15 protein-coding genes are annotated in these 24,965 nt (G+C 72.6%); 10 read left to right on the top strand and 5 right to left on the bottom strand.

Features of this window, described 5'->3' with window-relative positions:
• Positions 1–271 precede the first annotated feature (271 nt).
• Together OG393_RS07460 and OG393_RS07455 are read left to right on the top strand one after the other, a co-directional pair.
• Positions 272–3,874, top strand: a complete 3,603-nt coding sequence (locus OG393_RS07460) for a trypsin-like peptidase domain-containing protein (protein WP_327373843.1) — start codon at positions 272–274, stop codon at positions 3,872–3,874.
• A gap of 31 nt (positions 3,875–3,905) precedes the next feature.
• A complete protein-coding gene (locus OG393_RS07455) occupies positions 3,906–4,859 on the top strand; it encodes a bifunctional riboflavin kinase/FAD synthetase (protein WP_327373842.1) in 954 nt (317 codons plus the stop codon).
• A 284-nt stretch (positions 4,860–5,143) separates the two neighbouring features.
• On the opposite strand, the gene OG393_RS07450 is transcribed toward OG393_RS07455, so the two are convergent.
• The 3 genes from OG393_RS07450 to eccE all read right to left on the bottom strand — a co-directional run bounded on the left by OG393_RS07450 (position 5,144) and on the right by eccE (position 10,574).
• On the bottom strand, positions 5,144–8,212 hold the full coding sequence (locus OG393_RS07450; protein WP_327373841.1) for an SCO5717 family growth-regulating ATPase: 3,069 nt from the start codon (positions 8,210–8,212) through the stop codon (positions 5,144–5,146).
• A 227-nt stretch (positions 8,213–8,439) separates the two neighbouring features.
• On the bottom strand, positions 8,440–9,252 hold the full coding sequence (locus OG393_RS07445; protein WP_327373840.1) for a hypothetical protein: 813 nt from the start codon (positions 9,250–9,252) through the stop codon (positions 8,440–8,442).
• Complete coding sequence (eccE, locus tag OG393_RS07440) at positions 9,252–10,574, bottom strand: type VII secretion protein EccE (RefSeq protein WP_327373839.1); 1,323 nt, start codon at positions 10,572–10,574, stop codon at positions 9,252–9,254. Before eccE ends, OG393_RS07445 begins: the two co-directional genes overlap by 1 nt.
• 191 nt (positions 10,575–10,765) lie before the next feature.
• Between eccE and eccB the strand changes: the two genes are divergently transcribed.
• The 4 genes from eccB (at position 10,766) to OG393_RS07420 (ending at position 14,513) form a co-directional block, all read left to right on the top strand.
• Positions 10,766–12,334, top strand: a complete 1,569-nt coding sequence (gene eccB / locus OG393_RS07435) for a type VII secretion protein EccB (RefSeq protein ID WP_327373838.1) — start codon at positions 10,766–10,768, stop codon at positions 12,332–12,334.
• Between the two features lie 14 nt (positions 12,335–12,348).
• The gene (gene mycP, locus OG393_RS07430; protein WP_327373836.1) at positions 12,349–13,635 is read left to right on the top strand and encodes a type VII secretion-associated serine protease mycosin; all 1,287 of its coding nucleotides are present in this window, start codon (positions 12,349–12,351) and stop codon (positions 13,633–13,635) included.
• Between the two features lie 189 nt (positions 13,636–13,824).
• Positions 13,825–14,163 carry a WXG100 family type VII secretion target gene (locus OG393_RS07425; RefSeq protein WP_327373835.1) on the top strand — a complete coding sequence of 113 codons (339 nt, stop codon included), beginning with the start codon at positions 13,825–13,827 and terminating at the stop codon, positions 14,161–14,163.
• 53 nt (positions 14,164–14,216) lie between these two features.
• Positions 14,217–14,513 (top strand): WXG100 family type VII secretion target, encoded by a 297-nt coding sequence (locus OG393_RS07420; RefSeq protein ID WP_327373834.1) that lies wholly within the window; start codon positions 14,217–14,219, stop codon positions 14,511–14,513.
• Positions 14,514–14,586: 73 nt separating this feature from the next.
• Here the strand turns inward: OG393_RS07420 and OG393_RS07415 are convergent, their stop codons facing one another.
• Both OG393_RS07415 and eccCa read right to left on the bottom strand, forming a co-directional pair.
• On the bottom strand, positions 14,587–14,832 hold the full coding sequence (locus OG393_RS07415; RefSeq protein WP_327373833.1) for a DUF397 domain-containing protein: 246 nt from the start codon (positions 14,830–14,832) through the stop codon (positions 14,587–14,589).
• Positions 14,833–14,973: 141 nt separating this feature from the next.
• Positions 14,974–18,927 carry a type VII secretion protein EccCa gene (eccCa, locus tag OG393_RS07410; RefSeq protein ID WP_327373832.1) on the bottom strand — a complete coding sequence of 1,318 codons (3,954 nt, stop codon included), beginning with the start codon at positions 18,925–18,927 and terminating at the stop codon, positions 14,974–14,976.
• 175 nt (positions 18,928–19,102) lie between these two features.
• Here eccCa and eccD point away from each other — a divergent pair, with 175 nt between their 5' ends.
• From eccD to OG393_RS07390, 4 genes are all read left to right on the top strand, one after another.
• On the top strand, positions 19,103–20,581 hold the full coding sequence (gene eccD / locus OG393_RS07405; protein ID WP_327373831.1) for a type VII secretion integral membrane protein EccD: 1,479 nt from the start codon (positions 19,103–19,105) through the stop codon (positions 20,579–20,581).
• Positions 20,582–20,784: 203 nt separating this feature from the next.
• Entirely contained in the window at positions 20,785–21,075 is a 291-nt protein-coding gene (gene rpsO / locus OG393_RS07400) for a 30S ribosomal protein S15 (protein WP_158991116.1), read from the top strand.
• A 277-nt stretch (positions 21,076–21,352) separates the two neighbouring features.
• Positions 21,353–23,581, top strand: coding sequence for a polyribonucleotide nucleotidyltransferase (locus OG393_RS07395; protein WP_327373830.1), 2,229 nt, complete (start codon positions 21,353–21,355; stop codon positions 23,579–23,581).
• Complete coding sequence (locus tag OG393_RS07390) at positions 23,578–24,957, top strand: M16 family metallopeptidase (protein ID WP_327373829.1); 1,380 nt, start codon at positions 23,578–23,580, stop codon at positions 24,955–24,957. The genes OG393_RS07395 and OG393_RS07390 overlap by 4 nt, the downstream gene beginning before the upstream one ends.
• Positions 24,958–24,965 lie beyond the last annotated feature (8 nt).

The raw sequence follows: 24,965 nt of genomic DNA, 5'->3' as shown, positions 1-24,965 counted from the left end.
TGCCGGGTGGCCTTCGGCCGACAGGCCGTGAGGATCCGTCGCGGGCACGTCGACCCCCGGGGCACCGGCGTGCGGGTCCGCGGGCGGTCAACGTGGGGTGGGCACGCACGCGTGCCCACCCCACGGCCCCTCCCCGTGGACTGTCTTTCCACTCCGGTCGCCGCCACTCACCCCTTCGGGCGGGCGCTCGGAGCGAACCAGGGGAGTGTGCGGGGGCGCGTTCGCCTCGCGTGCTTCTCGTGGTGATCACCGCGGACCTACCGTCGACACCATGGCACGCGGGGACCTGGCGACACTGGTGCGGATCTGTGATCCGGCGGGCCGGACCCGCGGGACCGGCTTCCTCGCCGACGACCGGGGAACGGTCGTCACCAGCCACGAGACCGTCGACGGACTCGCCGCATGCGCGGTCCACGCCCCCGGAGGCCGTGCCTGCCCCGCCGGCCCGGACGCCATCACGTCCCTGCCCGCACACGGTCTGGCACTCATCCGCACGGAGGGGCTCGGCGTACCTCCGCTGCCCATCGCCCGCCCGGCCGAGCCCCGGCCCGGCGGCTACGTCCGGATCGCCGCGCACGGCTGGCGCGAGGCCCGCGTCCAGGGACCCGTCTCCGTCACCTACCGGACCGGCGGACACCTCCATGTGCTCCGGGACGCGCTGGGACTCGCCCTCGGCACCGAGGGCGCCGAAGCGCTGCTGCCCGGGGGAGGCGCCGCGGGCGGACCCGTCCTGGACCCCGCCACCGGGGCGGTGCTCGCCGTCCTCGGCACCACACTGCGCGGCGAGCGGCCGGCCGCCGGATACGCGGTGCCCCTGGCGACGGCGGAGCCCCTCAGCGAACTGCTCCGCCACAACGCCGCCACCGTCCCCTGCCACGGCCGCGACCTGAACCTCGCAGGGGTCCTGGAGCTCACGGCCACGGCCACGGCCGCCGCCACCGACTGCGACGCCTTCCCGCCCGATCCCGCCGATTTCGCCGATCCCGCCGACCTCGCCGGCTCTGCCGAGCCGCCCGGCCCCGCCGCCCCCGCCACGACGTGCCCCGCACCGGTCGAACGGGCCGAGTGCGCGCGGCGCCTCGCCCGCTTCACGGACGGCCCGGCCCTCGTCCTCGCCGTCGTCGGCGTTCCCGGCAGCGGCCGGACCACCGCCCTCGCCGCGCACTGTGCCCGCCGCGCCCGGGGAACACCGGCCCCCACCGTCTGGCTGCGCGGCGCCGACCTGCGCGACGGGGACGACTCGGTGGCCGACGCCGTCGGCCGCGCCCTGGGCCGCGCGAGCCGCGTCGTCGCCGCCTCCGGCGCGCCCGGCGACGTCACCACGGCCACGCCCCAGCGGGTGGCCGCCCTGGCCCGCGAGGCCGGCCGGCCCCTGCTGATCGTCCTCGACGGCCCCGAGGAGATGCCGCCCGGCCTCGCCCAGCGGCTCACCGTGTGGACGACCGGGACCGGACGATGGCTGCGCGCGCACGGCGCCCGCCTGGTACTCGGCTGCCGGCCGGAGCACTGGGAACAGGCCCGCCCGCTCTACCCGCCGGGAAGCGTCGACGACCCCGTCCCGCTCGGCGACCTGACCGAGGCGGAGGCGCGGACCGCGCGACGACGGTACGGACTGGGCGACGCCGGCCTGGCCGCCGAGGACGCCCGGCACCCGCTCGCGCTGCGGCTGCTCGCCGAGGTGCGCCGGGCACTTCCCGGCGAGGTGCCGGGGCGGCCCGGCCGGGACGAGATCCTCACCGCCTACCTGGACCTGAAGTGCCTGCGGACCGCCGTGCGGATCGCCGCCGGCTCCCCGGCCGCCCCGCGGGGCGCCGCCGTCCGCCGGCTCGCGGCGAAGGTCTCCGGGCGGGTCCACGAGGCCGCCCGCCGCAGTCTCGGACCCGGCCAGGGCGCGCTCGACCGGGAGTCCTTCGAGGAACTCTTTCCCTGGCGCGACGGCTGGGCGCGGGCCGTGCTGACCGAGGGAATCGTCGTCCCGGCCGGGGACGGTTACCGGTTCGGCCACGAGGAAGTCGCCGACTGGCTCCAGGGCGCCCACCTGGACGTCGACGCCGCCCTGCGCCACCTCGCCGTCCCCGGGCCGGCCGGCCCGGGGACGGAGCGGGCCACGCCGCCCGTCCCGCGCCACCGCGTCGGCCCCGTCCTCCAGGCCCTGCTGCTGCTCGCCCGCGACCGCGGCCCCGAGGCCCTGCTGCCCCGGCTGGAGGGCCTGGCGCGGGCGCTGGACCGGTACGCGGACGCGGACCGCTCCGGAAGTGACGAGGCGTGGTGGGCGGCGCGCCTGCTCGCCGGCACCCTCCTCGCGCTTCCCGACCCCAGGCCGTGCCTCCCGGTCCTGCGTCTGCTGGCCGACCTCATCGGCCGCAGGCGGCCGGAACGCCCCGAAGGGGACCCGGACGCACCCACCGTCCCCCAGCCGCGCGGCCCCCACGGACGCCCGGCGGCCGGCTCCCGGCCCGAGGCCCGCCCGGCGGACGGCACCGGACGACGGCCCGGCGTCCCGGCGGCGTTCGCCCGCTTCGGCCCCTCGTTCTGGGAGGCCCTGCGCGTCCGTGAGGACGAGCGCGTGGACCTGCTGCGGCGCCTGGTGACCACCGACCCCCCGTGCGGCGGACCGGAGCGTCCGGCCCGCTACCTCGACACGGTGGCCGCGAGGCTGGCCGCGCGGCCCCGCGACGTGCAGCCCCTGCTGTGCCGCTGGTTCGGCGACGGCAGACCGCTGGCCGCCGCCCCGCACGCCACCGTCGCGACCGCCGCCCAGGCGCTGCTGCACACCCATCGCAGCCTCGCCGTCGACGACCTCTGTGAGGCCCTGATCGCCACCGCCCACCCGCTCGCCGAAGGACTCCTCACCGCGCTCGCCGAGGACGAGCCGTCCGCCCTCTGCCGGGCGGTCGATCGCTGGGCGCACGACGACACCCGTCCCGACCGGCGGGCCGCGGCGGCGCGGTACGGCGCACTCGTCGCCCGACACGTCACCGCCGGACCCGACCGCGAGCTGCTGCGCTACGCCGCGCTCGCCCTGCTGGCCCGCCACGCCGACCCCGGACCACACGGCCCCGCGCTCGGTCTCCTCGTGCGCGACCCGCTGACCCGTGGCCGCCATCTTCCGCGCGCGCTGGCCGAGCCGAGCGTCCCCGCGGACGCGCTCGCCGCCGCCCTCGTCACCGACCCCGAGCCGGTGATCACCGCCCTCCGTGAACGACTCGACAGCGGTCCGGAGAGGGCGGGTGAGGTGCTGCGCGCGCTGGCCGAGGTCACCACACCCGCGCTCGCCCGACAGGCCGCCGCACTTGTCCGCGACCACGCGAGCCGTCACCCCGAGGACGCCGAACGGGTGGCCGCCTTCGTCGACCGGCGCCTCGAACACGGCCCCGCCGCCCGCGCCGTCCTCTTCCCCCTCGCCACGGACCTGCTCCTGCGCTCGCCCGGGGAGGTCCGGTGCGCCCTGGCACCCGTCGTCGCCGCGCCCGGCACCGGCGCCTCCCGGCTCCTGCGCACCGAGCTCCTCGACGTGCTGCTGCGCCACGAACAGGACCGGTCCGGCGATCCGCGGCTCCTCGACGCCCTGCTGCGCGCCGCCGCCGCCGACTGCGACCGGCGGACCGAGATCCGCACCCGCGACCTGGTCCGCCGCACCGGGCTGCTCCTCGTCCGCACCCCGGCGGGCGCCACCCGCTTCGACCGGCGGCTCAGTGAGCTGGCGCGCGAAGTCCCCCGCTTCGCCGCGCTGATGGCGGGCTGGCTCCAGTCCGCCCCCGACGACTGGGCCGTGGTCGTCGGCCCGAGTACCCGTCGTACGGTGGTGAGCCTCGGCAGTTCCATGCCGATGCGAACGGACGGCCGGGAGCATGGCAGTCTTAGACCTGCGTAATCGGCGAACAGGCGGACGAGGAGCGGTCACAGTGCAGCGCTGGCGTGGCTTGGAGGACATCCCCCAGGACTGGGGGCGCAGCGTCGTCACCATCGGCTCCTACGACGGTGTGCACCGCGGACACCAGCTGATCATCGGGCGGGCCGTGGAGCGGGCCCGCGAGCTCGACGCCCCCGTCGTCGTCGTCACCTTCGACCCGCACCCCTCCGAGGTCGTGCGACCGGGCAGTCACCCGCCGCTGCTCGCGCCGCACCACCGTCGCGCCGAGCTGATGGCGGAGCTGGGAGTGGACGCGGTGCTGGTCCTGCCGTTCACGGCCGCGTTCTCCCAGCTGTCCCCGGCCGACTTCATCGTGAAGGTCCTGGTCGACAAGCTGCACGCGAAGGCCGTCATCGAGGGCCCCAACTTCCGCTTCGGGCACCGGGCGGCCGGGAACGTCGACTTCCTGCGGGAACTCGGAGCGACCTACGACTACGAGGTCGAGGTCATCGACCTGTACGTGAGCGGTGTGGCCGGCGGCGGAAAGCCGTTCTCCTCCACCCTCACTCGCCGGCTGGTCGCCGAGGGCGACATGACCGGTGCCGCCGAGATCCTCGGCCGGCCGCACCGCGTCGAGGGTGTCGTCGTGCGGGGCGCGCAGCGAGGCCGCGAACTCGGCTTCCCGACAGCGAACGTCGAGACGCTGCCGCACACGGCGATTCCGGCGGACGGCGTGTACGCGGGCTGGCTCACGGCGGACGGCGAGCGGATGCCGGCGGCGATCTCGGTCGGGACGAACCCTCAGTTCGACGGCACGGAGCGGACCGTCGAGGCGTACGCGATCGATCGCGAGGGCCTGGACCTGTACGGCCTTCACGTGGCCGTGGACTTCCTCGTCTACGTCCGTGGGATGTCGAAGTTCGACACGCTCGACGACCTGCTGGTGGCCATGGCCGCCGACGTCAAGCGCTGCCGCGAGCTGACGGAGTCCTACGACCGCGGCTGAGCGCCTGTCGAGTGGCCTCCCGCCGCCGCTCCCGCCGCCGGATTCCGGGGCGGCCCGGGGGTGACCACGAGCGCCGTGGCGCTGATACCGGCCGTGAGGTGGAGGCGGATGGGTCCGCCCGGAGCGACCGGACGGGCGGAACCTTCGTGGCCGTGTCCATGGGCCGTGCCCTCGGGCGTCGAGCAAGACTGCTTGGAAGCCACCGTGGGCTGCTGCGGGGAACGCGATGAGGCTCCGTACCGGACAACCGGTACGGAGCCTCGTGGGTTCACTCCTCCGACGCCCTACTGCCGAGAGGTCGGCGGCGCCTGCGGCGGCTGCTGTGGCCATCCGGCGGGCGGCACGGAGCCCGGGGGCTGCTCGCCCTCCGGTGGCGCGGGCGGCTGCTGCCAGCCCTGCGGCATGCCCGGCTGTCCCTGCTGGGGCGGGTAGGGCTGCGGCGGGTAGGGCTGCCCGCCGGTGTGTCCGGGCTGACCGGGGTGCGGCGGGTACGGCTGCGGGGCCTGTGGGGCGTACCCCTGCTGCAGGCCGGGCTGTCCTGGGTGTCCCGGGTGCGGCGGATAGGGCTGCTGCGGGGCCGAAGGGCCCGGTTGCCCGGGGTACGCCTGCGGCTGACCCGGCATCGGCGGGGCCATGTGCGGCGGGAGACCGCCCTGGTTGTCACCGGTCCACAGCCCCTGCGCCTGCTGCGCCCGTACGAAGTCCTCCGCGACCATCGCCGACAGGTTGAAGTACGCCTCCCGGGTCTTCGGCCGCATCATGTCGAGGTCCACCTCGGCGCCCGCCGAGAGGTGCTCGTCGAAGGGCACCACGACGACCCCGCGGCAGCGCGTCTGGAAGTGCTGCACGATGTCGTCGACCTTGATCATCTTTCCTGTCTCGCGGACACCCGAGATGACGGTGATCGAGCGCTGGACGAGTTCCGCGTAGCCGTGCGCCGAGAGCCAGTCCAGCGTGGTCGACGCGCTGGAGGCGCCGTCGACGGACGGCGTCGAGATGATGATCAACTGGTCGGCGAGGTCGAGCACGCCGCGCATCGCGCTGTAGAGCAGACCGGTGCCCGAGTCCGTAAGGATGATCGGGTACTGCTTGCCCAGGATGTCGATCGCCCGCCGGTAGTCCTCGTCGTTGAACGTCGTCGACACCGCCGGGTCCACGTCGTTGGCGATGATCTCCAGACCGGAGGGCGCCTGCGAGGTGAAGCGGCGGATGTCCATGTACGAGTTCAGGTACGGGATCGCCTGGACGAGGTCGCGGATCGTGGCCCCGGTCTCACGCCGGACCCGCCGGCCGAGCGTGCCCGCGTCCGGGTTGGCGTCGATCGCGAGGATCTTGTCCTGACGCTCGGTCGCCAGGGTCGAGCCCAGGGCGGTGGTCGTCGTGGTCTTGCCGACACCGCCCTTGAGTGAGATGACCGCGATCCGGTAGCAGGACAGGACGGGCGTGCGGATCAGCTCGAGTTTCCGCTGCCGCTCCGCCTCCTCCTTCTTGCCACCGAGCTTGAACCGGGCCGAGGCACCGGGATTCCGGCTCGACTTGGCCTTCTGCTTGTTGTTGCGCAGCAGTCGGTCCGAGGACAGCTCCACGGCCGCGGTGTACCCGAGCGGCGCACCTGGCACGGAACGCTCGCGCTGGTCGTGCGTGAGCGCCATGGGCCAGGCCGCACCGGTCCGCGGGTCGACCGGGTGCTGCGCGGGCTCGGGCTGTGCGGGGATGGCCGGTTGGTGGGGTGTGGCGGGTGGTTGGGCGCCGGGGTGGGGGAAGCCGTATCCGCCGTGTGGGGTCTGGGGCTGTGCGGGGGCGGCCGGTTGGTGGGGTGTGGCGGGTGGTTGGGCGCCGGGGTGGGGGAAGCCGTATCCGCCGTGTGGGGTCTGGGGCTGTGCGGGGGCGGCCGGTTGGTGGGGTGTGGCGGGTGGTTGGGCGCCGGGGTGGGGGAAGCCGTATCCGCCGTGTGGGGTCTGGGGCTGTGCGGGGATGGCCGGTTGGTGGGGTGTGGCGGGTGGTTGGGCGCCGGGGTGGGGGAAGCCGTAACCGCCCTGCGGGGTCTGGGGCTGTGCGGGAGCCTGGGCGTTCGGCGGCATGGCCGCGGGCCAGGACGCGGCGGCGGGCAGCGGTGCGCCCTGCTGTGGCGTGGGCCCGCTGTCCTCCGGAGACGGGATGGGCCACTGCGGCGCGGAGGCCGGCGCGGCCGGCTGGAACGACGGCGGCAGCGGAGGGAGTCCGGCGCCACCCCGCGGCGCGTTCGGGCCCCACGTCTCCGGAGCCGGCGCCAACGCGGCGTCCGCCGGTCCGGGAAGCGCCGCCCCCGGAGCCGCGTCCGTCACGGGCGTGGCCTCGGCCGCCGCTGCGGCGGCATCGTCGGCATCGCGTACGGGCACCTGCTCAGCAGCCGTCTGCGCACCGGGAGTCCGGGCACCAGCCGTCTGCGCGCCGGGCTCGGTCGCCTCCGGGGTGGACGGCGTGGCGGGAGGCTGCTCGCCGGACGCGGCGGCGGCCTCCGGACCAGCGCCCGGGGCATCGACGGCGAGTCCGTCGGACACCTCGGCCGCCCCGCCGGACTCCTGGTCCCCGGGAGCGTCCGACGACCCGCCCGACGGATCCTGTTCCGGTGCACCTGCCGTCGGGGCGGCCGGTGCGGTCGTGTCCGTGTCCGGGCCGTGCGGCTCCGTGCCACGATCCGCGCCCACACCCGTACCCGTCGCGGCTTCGCCCGGACCGGCCATGAGGAAGTCGCCGGTGTCGCGGGTGTCGCCGGGTCCCGTGGGGGTGGCACCGGCCGCAGCGTCCATGCCGGACGCGGCCTGCCGCGCCTCGGAACGGAAGTTCTCCGCCCGCTCGGTGATCTCCGCCATCTCGCGCCGGAGCGCGGCGGGGGAGAAGCGCATCGTCGCACCGCTCTCCAGGTCTCCGCCCCCGAAGGAACCTCCGTCGGCGGGCTCCTGCCGCGCCACCGGCGCCGGTGCGTCCGGAGTCTGCGCGGTGGAGTGCTCGGGTACCTGCGCGGGCGCGGCGGAAGGCGGCACCGGCCCCTGCGTCCCGGGTACCGGAGGGACGGGCGCACCGGACGCTTCGGACGTCGCCGGGACGGGCGCCCCGGGTGCCTGTCGCACGGGGCCCCACGTCGGTTCGAAACCGCTGCCCGCGGGCGGTCCCGGAACGGCCACGGGCGCGCCGGTCGGCGGCGGCGCCGTCGCGCCTCCGGTCGTGGTACCTCCCGTGGCGTTCCGGGTGTACCAGGCCGGAGGGGTGTAGTCGATGGTGAACTCACCCGTCATCTCGGCGGGATCCGCGTCGGACTGATCGTCGACGGGCGGATTCCAGCCCCCGCGGCTCTCGTCCCGATCGCCGTTCACTTTGCCTCCTGGTGTGGTCGCGCACCCTTGTGTGCCGTCGTGGGCGGGCCCTTCCCACCCTAATCGCCATCCTCGTCGTCGGGGCAGGCCGTCGGCCCGCCCCGCACCCGTACCCGCGGTCACGTCCGTCCTCACGTGCCCCGCCCGCCTCGCCGAGCGCACACCCCGGCGATCGGACGGTGCTCCAAAACGGTACAGAGTCGGACGAGTTGAAGGGTGGCGCGTTCTCAGTCCATACGGCGGGCGCTGCCCAACAATCCGGTCTCGGCGTCGGTCGCCTGTGTCATCACGAACTGCCGGTCACCCGACGTACACCACAGGGTCACCCCGTCGGCGAGCGTGGACAGGGCCTCCGACTCGGCGAGCGGCAATCCCATGATCCGACCGATCTGCGCGGCCTCGTCCGGGGACACCCGCTGTACGCCGACGAGCGACGATTTCTCCAGCAACCTGGGCGCCACCGGGCTCAGATACGGCAGCAGCGTCACCACCGACTGCCAGGGGCCGGACACGACCCGGCCGCGCGGGGGGCGCATGCCGCAGTCCCGCACCACCACCACCGGGCTGCCCGCGGAGGCGCCCTGCGGCGGTACCCGGCCGACATCGTGCAGCGTGATGCACGGCTGGCCACCCCCGGCCGCCTGCGCGAGGGCCGTCCACGCCGGTGCCCGACCGGTCTCCACCGCGACGCGGGCCCCGGTCGCGGCGGCCCGCAGCGCCATGATCTGAGCGGTCCACAGCCCGCCGATGAGGGTGATGTCGTACGGGGTGGGGCGGTTGATGCCCAGGACGGCCGGCCGGCTCTCGGCGTCCACGCCGATGACCATGCCGTCGTCGCCGACCGGCAGGGCCAGCGCGCCGAGTTGCTCCAGCGGCACGGCGTGACGGTCGCGACGCGGGCCCACCAGCCCGAAGCCGAACCGGGGCGTCGCCGGACGCCCCGCCCGCCGGCCGGAGCCGGCGCGGGAGCTCCCGCCGCGCGTGGACGGCGCGGAGCCGGCCGAAGAGGACGAGTAGGGCGAAGGAGAGGAGAAGGACATCAGCGCGCACCTCCGAGCGGCAGCGAGGCCAGCATGCCCGGAACCTGCTCACGGTCCAGCCGGACCAGACCGGTCCGCACCCCGCGTGCCGCCCGCTCCAGTTCGTGCCGCGCCGCCACCAGCTCCTCGTCGCTGCGCCCGGTGATCCGTACGTGTCCGGCGACCGTCACCTCCTGGCGGTCGCCGCCGCTCAGCGTCAGGCTGAACGTCGTCGCCAGCGCCGGAAGGGACGTCAGCAGCGCGACGAGCTGGGGCATCGAGGCGCCCGCGCCTCCCGCGCCGCCCAACTGGGGCCAGCGGCCCACCCAGTACGTGGTGTGCCGGCGGTCGTCGATCCGCCAGGTCCGTGCGGTCTCCTGGGTCCTGCGCGCCTGCGCCTGCCCCCGTCCCGCCTGGGCGATGGCCATCGGGCTCGCACAGCTCGAGGTCGCGAGCGCGGCGATCAGCTCCTGCTCGGTCAGCACCGTCGCCCGGAACCCGGCACCGGCCAGTCGGCTGGCCAACTGGTCCGCCGCTCGCACCACGCATTTCTGCGCGCCCTCCAGGCCGTCCCCGCGCGCGGCGACCGCCTCCGGGCACAGCTCGGGGTCGAGTTTCAGCGCGATCCACGTGATGCGCAGGGCCGGCGACCCCGTCTGGGCCTGCAGCGGCGCGTAGTTGCGCGCGGCCATCGACTGCTCCGGCAGGTGCGGGGCGGGCGCGGGCTGGGTGTGCTGCACGATCTGGGCGGACTCCAGCCGGATGCCGTCGACCTCCAGCACGTCCCGGACGAGCGCCACCGGCAGCGGCCGGGCCGCCCGGTCCGGGCGCAGCGCCGTGCCCTCGGACTCGACGCGCACCAGCGCCGTCAGGAAGGTTCCGTCGCCGATCATCCCGACCGGCCGGCGGTCCCGGTCGCTGTACGCGTAGGTCCGCAGGGCCGGATCGCACTCCACGAGCGGCGCCAGACCCGGTTCCGTGCCCTCCGGGACGGTGAGGGAGGCCGCCCGGCGGGTCCGTGCGCGCAGTGCCAGGAAGGTGGTCAGCCACTCCGGCATCGAGCGCCGGTGCCTGCGCACCAGGGCGAGCAGGACCAGCAGGGTCGCGAACACGCCCGCGGGGACCAGCAGCAGGGGTTCGACGACCCAGGCCACGAGGAGCGAAGCCGCCGCGATCTCGATCAGCACGAGCTGTTGCAATCGGAACGACCCGAAGTGTCCCGGGCGCCCGCGCAGACGCGGGGCGACCGGTGCCGAGGTTCCGGTGTCCGCTGCCGTCGGCCGCGCCGGAGACGCCGCGGAGGGTGCTCCCGCCGTGGACCGTGTCCGCGTCGCGGATGCCATCACGGAGAATCCCCCCCATTCGTCCCGATCACCCGTGGTCCGCCGGGGCATTGGCGGCTGGATCACCCTACCCGCCCCACACGCGCCGCCGGACAGCAGGCATAGTAGGGGGCCGGTCCGACAGCCGGGGCCCGGGTGCCATGCTCCCCGGACCCGTCGGTGAAGACTGCGCCTGACGAAAATGGGGACTCATGGCATCACGGCGGGACGAGCTCAACGCGTACACCTTTGCGAAGAAGCGCACGGTGGCCGCATTTCTCCAACCCTCTCCCTCGGGTACGGAGGAGGGGGCGCCGAAGCCGCTGCGCGCGGTCGTCCCCGGCCTGATCGTCGGCGCGCTGGTGCTCGCCGGCTTCGGTGCCTGGGGCATGTTCAGCCCCAAGGCCCCCAAGGGGTGGGACAAGCCCGGCACCAAGGTCATCGTCGGCAAGCAGTCGACCACCCGGTACGTCGTGCTCACCACCGGCAAGGGCGAGGGCGGCAAGACACTCCTCCACCCCGTGCTCAACCTCGCCTCCGCCCGACTCCTGCTCACCCCGCAGGAGTTCTCGGTCATCCAGGTCGACGACACGGTCCTCGACGCGGGTAAGCCGCCGCGTGGCCCGATCCTCGGCATCCCCTACGCGCCCGACCGACTGCCCAGCGCCGACGAGGCCGGCCGGGCCAAGCGCTGGGCCGTCTGCGAACAGCCCGGCGGCGGCAAGGGGGCCAGCGTGCAGAAGGCGACCTTCGTCTTCGCCGACCGGGACTTCAGGCGCACCGAGGGCAAGGGCGAGAAGCTCGTCGACGGGCAGATCCTGTACGTCAAGGGCCAGAAGGACAACGCCCGTTACCTCGTCGACCACACCGGCACGAAGTACCTGATCCCCGGTGACCCGGCCCGGTCCGCCGGACTCGCCACCGCGCTGGTCGGCCTCAACCGGCAGCCGCAGCCGGTCACCGACGACTGGCTCGCCACCCTGCACACCGGCAGCCCCGTCGAGTTCCCGCGCATCCCCGGCGAGGTCGGCACCGCGGCCGGCATCGGCGGCGACGCCGGGAGCGGACTGAGCCAGACCGAGGACCGGGTGGGAATGGTCCTGCTCGCCCAGACCGGTTCCGGGCCGCAGCACTACGTGGTCCTGCCGGGCAAGGTCCAGCCGGTCTCGGAGTTCACGGCCTGGCTGCTCATCAACTCCCCGCAGACCGACGCTCTCGACATGGACGGCCGCGCGACCGCCGTCGACGCGGCTTCCTTCACCCCCGACTCCGCCGCCTTCGCCGCCGACCTGCGCTGGCCCTCCCGCAAGTCCGCCCAGGTCAACGCCACGAGCGGCGCGGGCGCCCGCGACACGGTGTGCAGCGTCCTCGACAAGGTCGACGACAAGGGCCGTACGACGCTGACCACCTGGGCCGGTACCCGGTACCCGGCCGAGATCACGGCCGGCGGCACCAGCACGTACGTCACCCCCGGCAGCGGGCTGCTCTACACCCAGGTCCAGGGCAACCAGGCCAAGCCGGACGGCTCGCTCTTCCTGGTGACCGACACCGGGCTGCGCTACGCGGTCCAGGCGAACGGCGACAGCGACGCCGCCCGCTCCGACATCGGCGCCGGAGGTCAGGGCGGGCAGACGGACGGACGTCCGGAAGCGAGCGAGGCGCAGAGTCGTCTCGGCTACGAGAAGGTGACGCCGGTGCTGGTCCCGATGGCCTGGTCGGAGTTCCTTTCCAAGGGGCCGCGGCTCGACACCAACAGCGCCCGCCAGCCGCAGGGCTCGTAGAAGGGGTGGCAGCGTTGACGACGTACCGAGGCGCGGCCCTGTCGGCCGCCACGGCCCTGGTGGGACTCCTCGTGCTGGCCCCGGCCGCCTGCGCCGAGGCCGCCGCCGCGACGCGGGACGGCGGAGACGGAGCCGGCTTCTCCGCCGGCGGTCTCGACGGCAGCGGCGAGTGCACCTTTCCGATGAAGAAGCAGATCGAGGGCATCCCCTGGCCGCTCCAGCGGGTACTCCTGGACGAGCTCTGGCAGGACACCAAGGGCAAGGGCATCCGGGTCGCTGTCATCGACACCGGCGTCGACGACGTCAACCCGCAGCTGAAGACCGCGGTGGACGCCTCGGCCGGCAAGGACTACCTCAAGCCGGACAAGGACAACCCCGGACCCGGCGACGAGACGCGCGGCAGGACGGACGGCACGGTCGACGAGGTCGGTCACGGCACCAAGGTCGCCGGGATCATCGCCGCCCGCCCCCGTCCGGGCACCGGTTTCGTCGGGCTCGCGCCCGAGGCGACGATCATCCCGATCCGCCAGAACGACGAGCGGAACAGCGGCAAGTCCGACACGATGGCGCTCGCGATCGACCACGCGGTCGCCAAGGGCGCCCACGTCATCAACATCTCGCAGGACACCACCCAGCCGCTCAGCCCCGACTCCGACATGGGCAAGGCGGTGGCCAGGGCGCTGGCGAAGAACATCGTGGTCGTCGCCTCCGCGGGCAACGACGGCATGGACGGCACGCTCAAGAGCACCTACCCCGCCGCCTTCCCCGGGGTACTGGCCGTCGCCTCCTCCGACCGCAACAACGAACGTGCCCCGTTCTCCCAGTCCGGCACCTTCGTCGGCGTGGCGGCGCCCGGCGTCGACATCGTCTCGACCGTCCCCGGCGGCGGCCAGTGCGTCGACAACGGCACCAGCTTCTCCGCCCCGTACGTCTCCGGCGTCGCCGCCCTGTTGCGGGCCGAGCACCGGGACTGGACGGCCGCCGAGATCGTGGCGCGCATCGAGCAGACGGCCGTACGGTCCGTCAACGGCCGTGACAACCACGTGGGCTGGGGTGTCGTGGACCCGGTCCGCGCGCTCGCCGACGGTGCCGAACGACAGTCGCGGCCCCTCCCGGACCCCGGCCCGCCCAAGCCGCCCGCGCCCGAACCCGCCCATCTCGCCCTGACGGAGACGCCGCAGGAGCGGACGGAACGACTCGCCACCTACGCCCTCGGCATCGGTGGCGTCCTGGTCGCGGTGGTCGCCACGACCGCCGTCGTGATCCGTGACAGCAGGGGTCGCCGCGGAGGCGCCCGGTGATCCGGACCGCCAAGTGCCGTCCCATTGCTTTGCAGTTGGAACTGTCGTACCAACTGGTTAGAGTGACCGTCGTGGGCACGGCAGTGCGGTGACCCAGCACGGGGGCGGCATCAGGAGATACCCGTCCGCATCAGCACCGGCAGGCCGGACGGTTCGTCCGTCGAGGCCACCGAAGGAAGAAGGGGCAAGATGTCGAAGAATCTGAACGTAACCAGTGCCGAGCAGACCAAGCTCGCCGGCCGGATCCAGGACTTCCACGACGAGCTTCAGGCCCGCATCACCTCGCTCAACGGCGTCGTCGACCGCATCCAGGCGGGCTGGCAGGGCGCGGCCAGCAAGGAGTACGACCGGGTCCAGAACGACCTCAACCTGCGTCTGAAGAACATGCGTGTCGAGCTCGTGAAGCTCGAAGAGGTCATGCGCATGAGCGCCGACGGCTTCACGCGTGAGGAGGAGGACCGCATCCGCGGCTTCCGGAAGATGGACGACACCGCGCAGGGCCAGAGCGCCATCCTCGGCATGGCCTGAGGCTCCGGGCCCGGCCACTTCCTCTCCCGTCACTCACACCAGGAGCCATCATCATGACGACTGCCGTCAATTACGACACCGTGACGCAGGCGGCGGGCGACGTCCGCCTGACCTCCACCCAGCTCAGCCAGAAGCTCGAAGACCTCATGACCGAGGTCAACCGGGTCGCCTCCAACTGGGAAGGTGAGGCGAAGATCGCGTACCGCGAGAGCCAGGACCGCCTCACCCGGGACATGGCGGGCATGAACCAGGACCTGATGCGCATCGCTCGGCTGCTGGACGAGTCGGTCATCGGGTACCAGGACACCGACAAGGGCAACGCAGCCCGGTTCCGCATGAACATGGGCTGAGCACCCGCCCGACACCCGTGAGGGGGTGGCCCGTTCGACGGGCCACCCCCTCACGCGTACACCTCGTCGGGACTCAGGTGAGGTCGAACTCGCCGTCCCTGGCCCCCAGGACGAAGGCGTCCCATTCGGCCTTCGTGTACCGGAGCACGGTCTCCTTGTCGAGCGACGACCGCATGGCCACGGCCCCCTCGGGCAGGTAGGCGATCTCCACCCGCTCCTCGTCCGGACTCGTCCCGGGCGCACCGAGCCACTCGACCCCGGAGATGTCGAGCGCGTAGAGCGCTTCCTTCTGACGTTCCTTCTCTGCGGCGTCGGCCATGATGGGTCCCCTCGCGGTCGTACGAACGAGCTGCCCCGCCAGCCTAGGGCAAGCACCCCACCCCGGCGGATCACTCGAACGGGCCGCTCCGCCCCGGCCGGCGCCGCTCCGCACCACGACGGAGCGGCGGCCGGGTCCGCCCTATGTCCGGTCCGGCAGCCAGCCCAGCTGGACCAGCGGAGTGCCCCGCTTGCGCGAGACGAAGGTGCCGCGGCCCGGAGGCATCGGGCGGGCACGGACGTTGCCGAGGATGTCGCCCTCGCCGGGATCGCCGGAGAGGATCACGCCCTGCGCGCCCAGTTCCTTCGCCCGCTGCATGAAGGGCTCGTACATGGCCCGCGAGGCGCCGGCGGCGCTGCGCGCCACGATGAAGCGGATCCCGACGTCCCGCGCGAACGGCAGGTTCTCCACGAGGACCTGGAGCGGGTTGCCCGAATTCGTCGCCACCAGCTCGAAGTCGTCGATCAGGACGAACAGCTGCGGGCCCGTCCACCAGCTCCGGTCCCGCAGCTGCTGCGGCGTGATGTCCGGTTTCGGGGCGCGCTTCGTCATCACCGTGTTGATCGCGTCCATGTGCATCTGCATCGCGGACGCCATCGGCGCGTACTCCAGCAGGTGCGAGGGCGCGACCGCCTCCAGCATCGTGCGCCGGTAGTCACCGACCACGATGCGCGCCTGCTCCGGTGTGTACCGCTCGCACAACTGCTTCGCGATCAGGCGCAGCAGCGCCGTCTTGCCGGACTCGCTCTCACCGAAGACGAGGAAGAACGGGTCGGTCTCGAAGTCGACGAACACCGGCTCCAGGTTCGTCTCGTCGATGCCGATCGCGATGCCCTGCTGCGGGTGCTCGAAGCCCTTCGGCAGCTGCTCCGCGGGAAGCCGCCGCGGCAACAGCCTCACGGCCGGGGCCGGCGCGTCCGACCACGCGCTCTTCGCCGCCCGGACGAACGCCGCCGTACCGTCCGACAGGTCCGCCGCCGAACTCGCCCCGTCGATCCGGGGCAGCGCGCCCATGAAATGCAGCTTCTCCGGGACCTGACCACGGCCCGGCACGCCCGGCGGGACGTTCGCCGCGACCTTGCGGTCGAACTCGGAGTCCATCACGTCACCGAGCCGCAGCTCCAGACGTCCGAGCATCTGGTCCTTGAGCGCGGCCCGCACCTCCATGTACCGGGCCGCGGTGATGACCACGTGGATGCCGTAGCCCAGACCGCGGGCCGCGATGTCCGAGACCACCGGCTCCAGCATGTCGTAGTCGTTGCGGAAACCGCCCCAACCGTCGACGAGCAGGAACACGTCGCCCCATGCCTCGCCCGGGAGTTCGCCCGCGGCCCGCTTGCGCCGGTAGGTGGCGATCGAGTCGATGCCGTGTGAACGGAAGAACTCCTCGCGCCGGTTGAGCACGCCGAGCACCTCCGCGACCGTCCGCCGCACCCGCTCCGGGTCCAGCCGGGAGGCGACCCCGCCGACATGCGGCAGGTCGGCCAGCGACACCATGCCGCCACCACCGAAGTCCAGTACGTAGAACTGCGCCTCGGCCGGCGTGTGGGTGAGGGCGAACGACGCGATCAGCGTCCGCATCAGCGTCGACTTGCCCGACTGCGGACCGCCGACCACCATCATGTGCCCCGCCGCCCCGGAGAAGTCCCGGTACAGCACCTCCCGGCGCTGCTCGAAGGGCTTGTCGATCAGGCCCAGCGGCACCGTCAGCCCACCTGGCCGCGTGTACTCGGTCGCCGTCAGACCGCGGTCCGCGGTCCGCGCGAGCCCCGGCAGCAACTGGTCCAGCGACGGAGCCTGGTCCAGCGGCGGCAGCCACACCTGGTGGGCCGGCACGCCCTGGCCCTCCAGCCGGCGCACGATCACGTCGAGCACCGTGTCCGCGAGCGCCTCGTCCTCCTCCTCGCGCCTCGTCGGATACGCCGGGTCGGGCGCCGCGTACACCACCGGCACCGTCGAGGCCGTGAAGACCGCGGGGCGGCGCTCGACCGGCAGCTGCCCGGCCTCGAGGCGCGGCCCGCCCGTCCGGTAGCTACCGGAGACGTACGCCGCCTTGAACCGGGTCATCTCGTCGGTGCCGAACTTCAGATAGCCCGAACCCGGCACCGACGGCAGGTGGTACGCGTCCGGCACACCGATCGCCGTACGGGACTCGGCCGCCGAGAAGGTCCGCAGACCGATCCGGTACGAGAGGTACGTGTCCAGGCCGCGGAGCTTGCCCTCCTCCAGCCGCTGCGAGGCGAGCAGCAGATGGACCCCCAGGGACCGGCCGATGCGGCCGATCTGGATGAACATGTCGATGAAGTCGGGCTTGGCGGTGAGGAGTTCCGAGAACTCGTCGATCACCAGGACCAGCGAGGCCAGCGGCTCCAGCGGGGCACCCGCCGCCCGCGCCTTCTCGTAGTCGTGGATGTTGGCGTAGTTGCCGGCCGAGCGCAGCAGCTCCTGACGGCGCTGGAGCTCACCACGGATCGCGTCGCCCATGCGGTCGACCAGTGTCAGGTCGTCGGAGAGGTTGGTGATGACCGCGGCGACGTGCGGCATCTGGGACATGCCCGCGAAGGTCGCGCCGCCCTTGAAGTCGGCGAGCACGAAGTTCAGCGTCTCCGAGGAGTGCGTCACCGCCAGACCCAGTACCAGGGTGCGCAGCAGCTCCGACTTGCCCGAACCGGTCGCGCCCACGCACAGCCCGTGCGGACCCATGCCCTCCTGCGCGGCCTCCTTCAGGTCCAGCATGACCGGCTGGCCGTCCTCGCCGACACCGATCGGCACCCGCAGCCGCTCGGCCACCGAACGGGGCCGCCAGGTCCGCGCGACGTCCACGGAGTCGGCGTCCCCGAGGTTCAGCAGATCCGTGAAGTCCAGGTTGGCGAGCAGCGGTTCGTCGTCGTCCCCGCCACCCATCCGCAGCGGCGCGAGCTGCCGGGCCAGCGCCTCGGCGGCCGGCAACGAGATCCCGTCCGGCAGCCCTTCGTACGCGTAGCCGCCGCCCGACTCCAGGCGCAGCCGCCCCGGCCGTACCACCACGGACAGTCCACCGCGCGGCTCGTCCAGTTCGCCCGGGACCACCTCGATGATGGTCACGCCCTGCAGGCCCTCGGGCGCCGCCAGCAGGGAGTCGGGGGGCACCATCCCGCCGTCGAGGACGACCACCATATGCGGCTGGTCCAGCACCGGCTGGTTGTCGCGGCTGAACCGCGGACGCCCGTCGAGACGCGAACGGACCAACTGCTCCAGCTCGGCGAGATCGTCGCCGAACAGGCGCTTCGTGCCCGCCCCGTCGACCTGCCCGGCGACCTGCGTGTGCGGCAGCCACTTCGTCCAGTCCCAGCGCTCCTGCGCGTTCCGCGCCGCCACGACGGCGACCATCAGGTCGTCGGGGGAGTGCAGCGTCACCAGCTGGGCGACCAGACCGCGCGCGGCGGCCTGCGCCGCCTCCGGCTCACCGGACACCGTCACGTGGTAGAAGGCGCGCATCGAGACCGCCATCGGCAGCCCGTCCAACGAGCCGTGCACGGCCAGGAACTGCTGCATCGCGCCCGCGCACAGGGGCTCCAGCTCGTCCACCGGAGCCGTGTCCGGCGCCACCAGCGGCGTGGCCAGCTGCTGGGTGCCCAGACCGACGCGCACCTGCCCGAAGTCGTGGTCGCCCACCCGGCGTTCCCAGACCCGCGACCCCTCCGCCACCACCGACCACAACTGCTCCGGAGAGGGGTGCAAGTACAACTGGGCTTCGCGCTGCCGCCGCGCGGTGCGCCGGACCGTACGCCGGGTCTGCGCGAGGTATTTGAGGTAGTCGCGCCGCACATCGGCAATTTGCCCCTGCGTACCCTTGCGGAATCGCACGAGCTGGGCGATGGCCATGCTGACCGTCGAGACCAGCATCAGGACGCCCATGATCCGCATGAACGGATGCGCGCCCGGCATGAAGAAGAACACCACCGAGGAACCCATGCCGAGCATCGGCAGGAGCTGCATCAGCATGCCTTCCTGCTGCCCCCGCGGGAGTTCCGGCGGGGGCTCCAGCACCAGTTCCTCACTGGGCACTTCCGGAGGAAGGGACCTCGGCGGGCGTTTGACGACGAGCTGGCTCACCGGAGCATCAATCCCTTGTCGCGGGCGGGTCTCTCGAGGGGGGTTTCCGTACCGGCGCCCCCATCAACGACGGCCTCCCCCGCGAGAGGGCGATCCTACTTGCAGCCATGGGGGGTTGTGCCCGGTAGGGTGGCGCCGCACTTGTGCGCAACCGCGAATCAGGGGGTCCAGACACGTGAGTACGACCGCAGCGACCGGCTTCTGCCGCGTCACCGTCGTGGCGCCGGACAGTCGTATCGACGTCGCGCTCCCCGAGGACATCGCGGTCGCCGACGTCTACCCGGAGATCCTGCGGCTCACCGGACAGACCCAGGCCGCCGGCACCCCGACCGGGTACCACCTCGTCCGGCGCGACGGCTCGGTCCTGGACGGGGCGCGCACGCTCGCCGCCCAGCAGGTCCTCGACGGCGAGGTCCTCTCGCTGCGCCCCTTCGCCCAGTCGCTGCCGCCCGCCGTCTTCGACGACGTCTCCGACGCCGTCGCCTCCGCCGTCACCCGCGACCGGCACCTGTGGAGCGACGACCTGCTGCGCGGCGCCGGACTGGCCGCCGGAGTGCTGCTGCTCGTGCTCATGGGCTTCGTGCTCTGGTACGCCGACCCGGTGCGCCACGACATGCACGGCCTGCCCGGAGTCGTCGCCGGCGCCGTCGGCGTCCTGCTCACCGCCTTCGCCGGGGTGCGCGCACGGGTCTACCAGGACCGGGCCACCGCCGTGGCCCTCGGCCTCGGCGCCCTCCCGCTCCTGCTCATCGCCGGCTCCGGCATCGTCGGACCCGACGCCGGCCAGGGGCCGGGCCGGCTTCAGTTCCTGCTCGGCTGTGTGGCCGTCCTGGTCGCCGCCGTCACCCTGGTCGTCCTCACGCCCAGCGGGGACGCGCCGTTCGTCGCCGCGACCTTCCTGGCCACCGTCGGCACCCTCGCCACCTTCCTCGCGATCCTCGCCGAGTCGTCCGCCACCGAGACCGCAGCGGTCTGCGCCCCGGTGGCCATCGGCCTGGTCGCCTTCCTGCCCGGCCTCTCGGCCCGTTTCGCCCGCCTCCCCATCGGATACGCCGCCCCGCGCAGCGCCGCCGACGAGGAGTTCCACGCCGAGCCCGGCCAGCCGCTGCCCGACGAGGCCCAGCCGGTCGACGGCGAGCGCGTCGCCCTCCAGGCCCGCCGCGGCCACGAGATGCTCCTCGGCCTGGTCGGCGGCTGCGCGGCCGTCGTCGTGGGCTCCGCCGCCGTGCTCGGCTTCGCCGGCCAGGTCTGGGGCCAGCTGCTGGCACTCGCCGCGGGTCTCGCGATGCTGCTGCGCGCCCGGCTCTTCCGCTACACCTCCCAGGTCGTCTGCGTCCTGGTCGCCGGCATCGTCGCCATCGCCCTGCTGATCCTCGGACTCTCCCTGAACCCGCCGGTGGACCTCGTGAAGGACCTCCTGATGTACGGGGACCGCGGCGGCCTGGACATCCGCACGATCTGGCTCACCGCGGCCGTGGCCGCCGGCGCCGCGCTGGTCACCGCGGTCGGCCTGATCATCCCCAGGAAGGGGCTCTCGCCCTTCTGGGGCCGGCTGCTCGACCTCACCGAGGGTTTCGTCCTGCTCTCCCTCGTCCCGCTCTGCCTGGCGGTCCTCGACGTCTTCGCCGCGGCCCGCTCACTCACCAGCAAGTAACGACGGTCCCACGAGCTGGTACGCTGTGTGACGGTCGTTTGTGTACGCGCTCCCGGAACCATCCCAAATCCACCGGAACCACGGATTCAGGGTTCCCTCTGGAAGCTGCGCTCATCGAACCTTCGCCTCCGAGTCACGGAAGTCCCCCTGAGACCAAGACCAGGGGCACTCGAGGGCGCACGAACACACAAGAGGAGTACCGAGTGTCTCTCGACGCCGCTACGAAGAAGCAGATCATGGCCGAGTTCGGCACCAAGGAGGGCGACACCGGCTCCCCCGAGGTCCAGGTCGCGATGCTCTCCCGTCGTATCTCGGACCTGACCGAGCACCTCAAGCAGCACAAGCACGACCACCACTCCCGTCGTGGTCTGCTGATCCTGGTGGGCCAGCGCCGCCGCCTGCTGCAGTACCTGGCCAAGAAGGACATCCAGCGCTTCCGTGCGCTGGTCGACCGCCTGGGCATCCGCCGTGGCGCGGCCGGCGGTGCCAAGTAAGACGTCGTGAAGGGAGCGGTTCCCACGAATAGGGGGCCGCTCCCTTTGCCGTACGTGCGCAATGTGCCGACCGCCACTTAGTCTGGTGGGACAACGCCATAGGCGCGAGCGAGAAGCCGCCGGCCCGCCGCCGGTCCTCGGTAGTGGCGCCCGGACTCCCATCCCGGGTGCTTCGATCGAAGACCGGCCCGCACCCCAGGCGGGCTTCTCCTCATATGACCGTCCCCGGCCACACGGGCCGATGGACGAAAAGACGAACACGTAGGAGAAACCGCTAGTGGAGAACGAGACCCACTACGCCGAGGCCGTCATCGACAACGGCACCTTCGGCACCCGCACGATCCGCTTCGAGACGGGCCGTCTGGCCAAGCAGGCCGCCGGCTCCGCCGTCGCGTACCTGGACGACGACACGATGGTCCTCTCGGCCACCACCGCGTCCAAGCGCCCCAAGGACCAGCTCGACTTCTTCCCCCTGACGGTGGACGTCGAGGAGCGGATGTACGCGGCCGGCAAGATCCCCGGCTCCTTCTTCCGCCGGGAGGGCCGCCCCTCCGAGGACGCGATCCTCACCTGCCGCCTGATCGACCGGCCGCTGCGCCCGTCCTTCGCCAAGGGCCTGCGCAACGAGATCCAGATCGTCGAGACGATCATGGCGCTCAACCCCGATCACCTCTACGACGTGATCGCGATCAACGCCGCCTCCTGCTCCACGCAGCTGGCCGGCCTGCCCTTCTCCGGCCCGATCGGCGGCACCCGTGTCGCGCTGATCAAGGGCCAGTGGGTCGCCTTCCCGACGCACACCGAGCTCGAGGACGCCGTCTTCGACATGGTGGTCGCCGGCCGCGTCCTGGAGGACGGCGACGTCGCGATCATGATGGTCGAGGCCGAGGCCACCGAGAAGACGATCGAGCTCGTCAAGGGCGGCGCGGAGGCGCCGACCGAAGAGGTCGTCGCCGCCGGTCTCGAGGCCGCGAAGCCCTTCATCAAGGCCCTGTGCAAGGCCCAGTCGGACCTCGCCGCCAAGGCCGCCAAGCCGACCGGCGAGTTCCCGGTCTTCCTCGACTACCAGGACGACGTCCTGGAGGCGCTGTCCGCCGCGGTCAAGAGCGAGCTCGCCCAGGCGCTCACCATCGCCGGCAAGCAGGAGCGCGAGACCGAGCTCGACCGCATCAAGGAGCTCGCCGCCGAGAAGCTCCTCCCGGCCTTCGAGGGCCGCGAGAAGGAGATCTCCGGCGCCTACCGCGCGCTGACCAAGAAGCTGGTCCGCGAGCGGATCATCAAGGACAAGGTCCGCATCGACGGCCGCGGGATCACGGACATCCGTACCCTCGCCGCCGAGGTCGAGGCCATCCCGCGCGTGCACGGCTCGGCGCTCTTCGAGCGTGGCGAGACCCAGATCCTGGGCGTCACCACCCTCAACATGCTCCGGATGGAGCAGCAGCTGGACACCCTCTCCCCGGTGACCCGCAAGCGCTACATGCACAACTACAACTTCCCGCCGTACTCCGTCGGCGAGACCGGCCGCGTGGGTTCGCCCAAGCGCCGCGAGATCGGCCACGGAGCGCTCGCCGAGCGCGCCATCGTGCCGGTGCTGCCGACGCGCGAGGAGTTCCCCTACGCGATCCGCCAGGTGTCCGAGGCCCTCGGCTCCAACGGCTCGACGTCCATGGGCTCGGTCTGCGCCTCCACCATGTCGCTGCTGAACGCCGGTGTGCCGCTGAAGGCGCCCGTCGCCGGCATCGCCATGGGCCTGATCTCCGAGGAGGTCGACGGCAAGACCCACTACGTCGCCCTGACCGACATCCTCGGCGCCGAGGACGCGTTCGGCGACATGGACTTCAAGGTCGCCGGCACGAAGACCTTCGTCACCGCGCTTCAGCTCGACACCAAGCTCGACGGCATTCCCGCCTCGGTCCTGGCCGCCGCGCTGAAGCAGGCCCGTGACGCGCGTCTGCACATCCTCGACGTGATGAACGAGGCCATCGACGTTCCGGACGAGATGTCCCCGAACGCGCCGCGCATCATCACCGTCAAGATTCCGGTGGACAAGATCGGCGAGGTCATCGGCCCCAAGGGCAAGATGATCAACCAGATCCAGGAGGACACCGGCGCCGACATCACGATCGAGGACGACGGCACCATCTACATCGGTGCCGCCCAGGGCTCGCAGGCCGAGGCCGCCCGCGCCACGATCAACGGCATCGCCAACCCGACCATGCCGGAGGTCGGCGAGCGCTACCTGGGTACGGTCGTCAAGACCACCACCTTCGGTGCGTTCGTCTCGCTGCTCCCGGGCAAGGACGGCCTGCTGCACATCTCGCAGATCCGCAAGCTCGCCGGTGGCAAGCGCGTGGAGAACGTCGAGGACGTGCTCGCGGTCGGCTCCAAGGTCCAGGTGGAGATCGCCGAGATCGACCAGCGCGGCAAGCTCTCGCTGATCCCCGTGGTCGCCGACGAAGAGGGTGCCGCCGAGGGCACCGACAAGAAGGACGACGCCGACCAGTGACGTCCCGTAGTTCCGTGACGACGGCCCGCCCCTCCTCGGAGGGGCGGGCCGTCGCCCGTACCCAAACGCTTCTCCCGGGCAAGGACGGCATCGGCACGGTCCGTCGCACGACCCTCCCCGGCGGCCTGCGGATCGTCACCGAGACACTGCCCTCCGTGCGCTCCGCCACCTTCGGCATCTGGGCACACGTGGGCTCCCGCGACGAGACGCCCACGCTCAACGGCGCCACCCACTACCTGGAGCACCTCCTCTTCAAGGGCACCGGGCGGCGCAGCGCCCTCGACATCTCCGCCGCGCTCGACGCGGTCGGCGGCGAGATGAACGCCTTCACCGCGAAGGAGTACACCTGCTACTACGCGCGGGTCCTCGACACCGATCTGCCTCTGGCGATCGACGTCGTCTGTGACATGCTCACCGGCTCCCTGATCCTGGAGAGCGACGTCGACGCGGAGCGCGGTGTCATCCTCGAGGAGATCGCGATGACCGAGGACGACCCGGGCGACGTGGTGCACGACCTGTTCGCGCAGACCATGTTCGGCGACACCCCGCTGGGCCGACCGGTCCTCGGCACCGTCGACACCGTCAACGCCCTCGACCGCGGCCGGATCGCCCGCTTCTACAAGAAGCACTACGACCCCACCCACCTGGTCGTCGCGGCGGCGGGCAACATCGACCACGCCACCGTGGTGCGCCAGGTCCGTCGGGCCTTCGAGAAGGCCGGCGCGCTCGGCCGCCCCGACGCCCGCCCCGTCGCCCCCCGCGACGGCCGGCGCACCATCCGTGCCGCGGGCCGTGTCGACGTCCTCGGCCGCAGGACCGAGCAGGCCCATGTCGTGCTCGGCATGCCGGGCCTGGCCCGCACCGACGAGCGCCGCTGGGCGCTCGGCGTGCTGAACACCGCCCTCGGCGGCGGCATGTCCTCGCGGCTCTTCCAGGAGGTCCGGGAGAAACGCGGTCTGGCCTACAGCGTGTACTCGTACACCTCCGGATTCGCCGACTGCGGCCTCTTCGGCGTGTACGCGGGCTGCCGCCCCAACCAGATCCACGATGTTCTCGCGATCTGCCGGGACGAGCTCGACAAGGTGGCCTCCGAAGGACTGACCGCCGACGAGATCTCCCGTGCCATCGGGCAGCTCTCCGGTTCCACGGTCCTCGGGCTGGAGGACACCGGAGCGCTGATGAACCGCATCGGCAAGAGCGAACTGTGCTGGGGCACACAGATGTCGGTCGACGACATGCTCGCCCGGATCGCCGCGGTGACCCCGGACGAGGTCCGCGAGGTCGCCCGCGAGGTGCTCGGACAGCGGCCCTCGCTGTCCGTCATAGGGCCAGTGAAGGACAAGCAGGCGGACCGCCTGCACGAATCCGTCTCCTAGAGAGAGTT

The organism is Streptomyces sp. NBC_01216, assembly GCF_035994945.1.
Taxonomy (GTDB): Bacteria; Actinomycetota; Actinomycetes; order Streptomycetales; family Streptomycetaceae; genus Streptomyces.
This window is presented reverse-complemented; position numbering and strand designations above follow the sequence as displayed.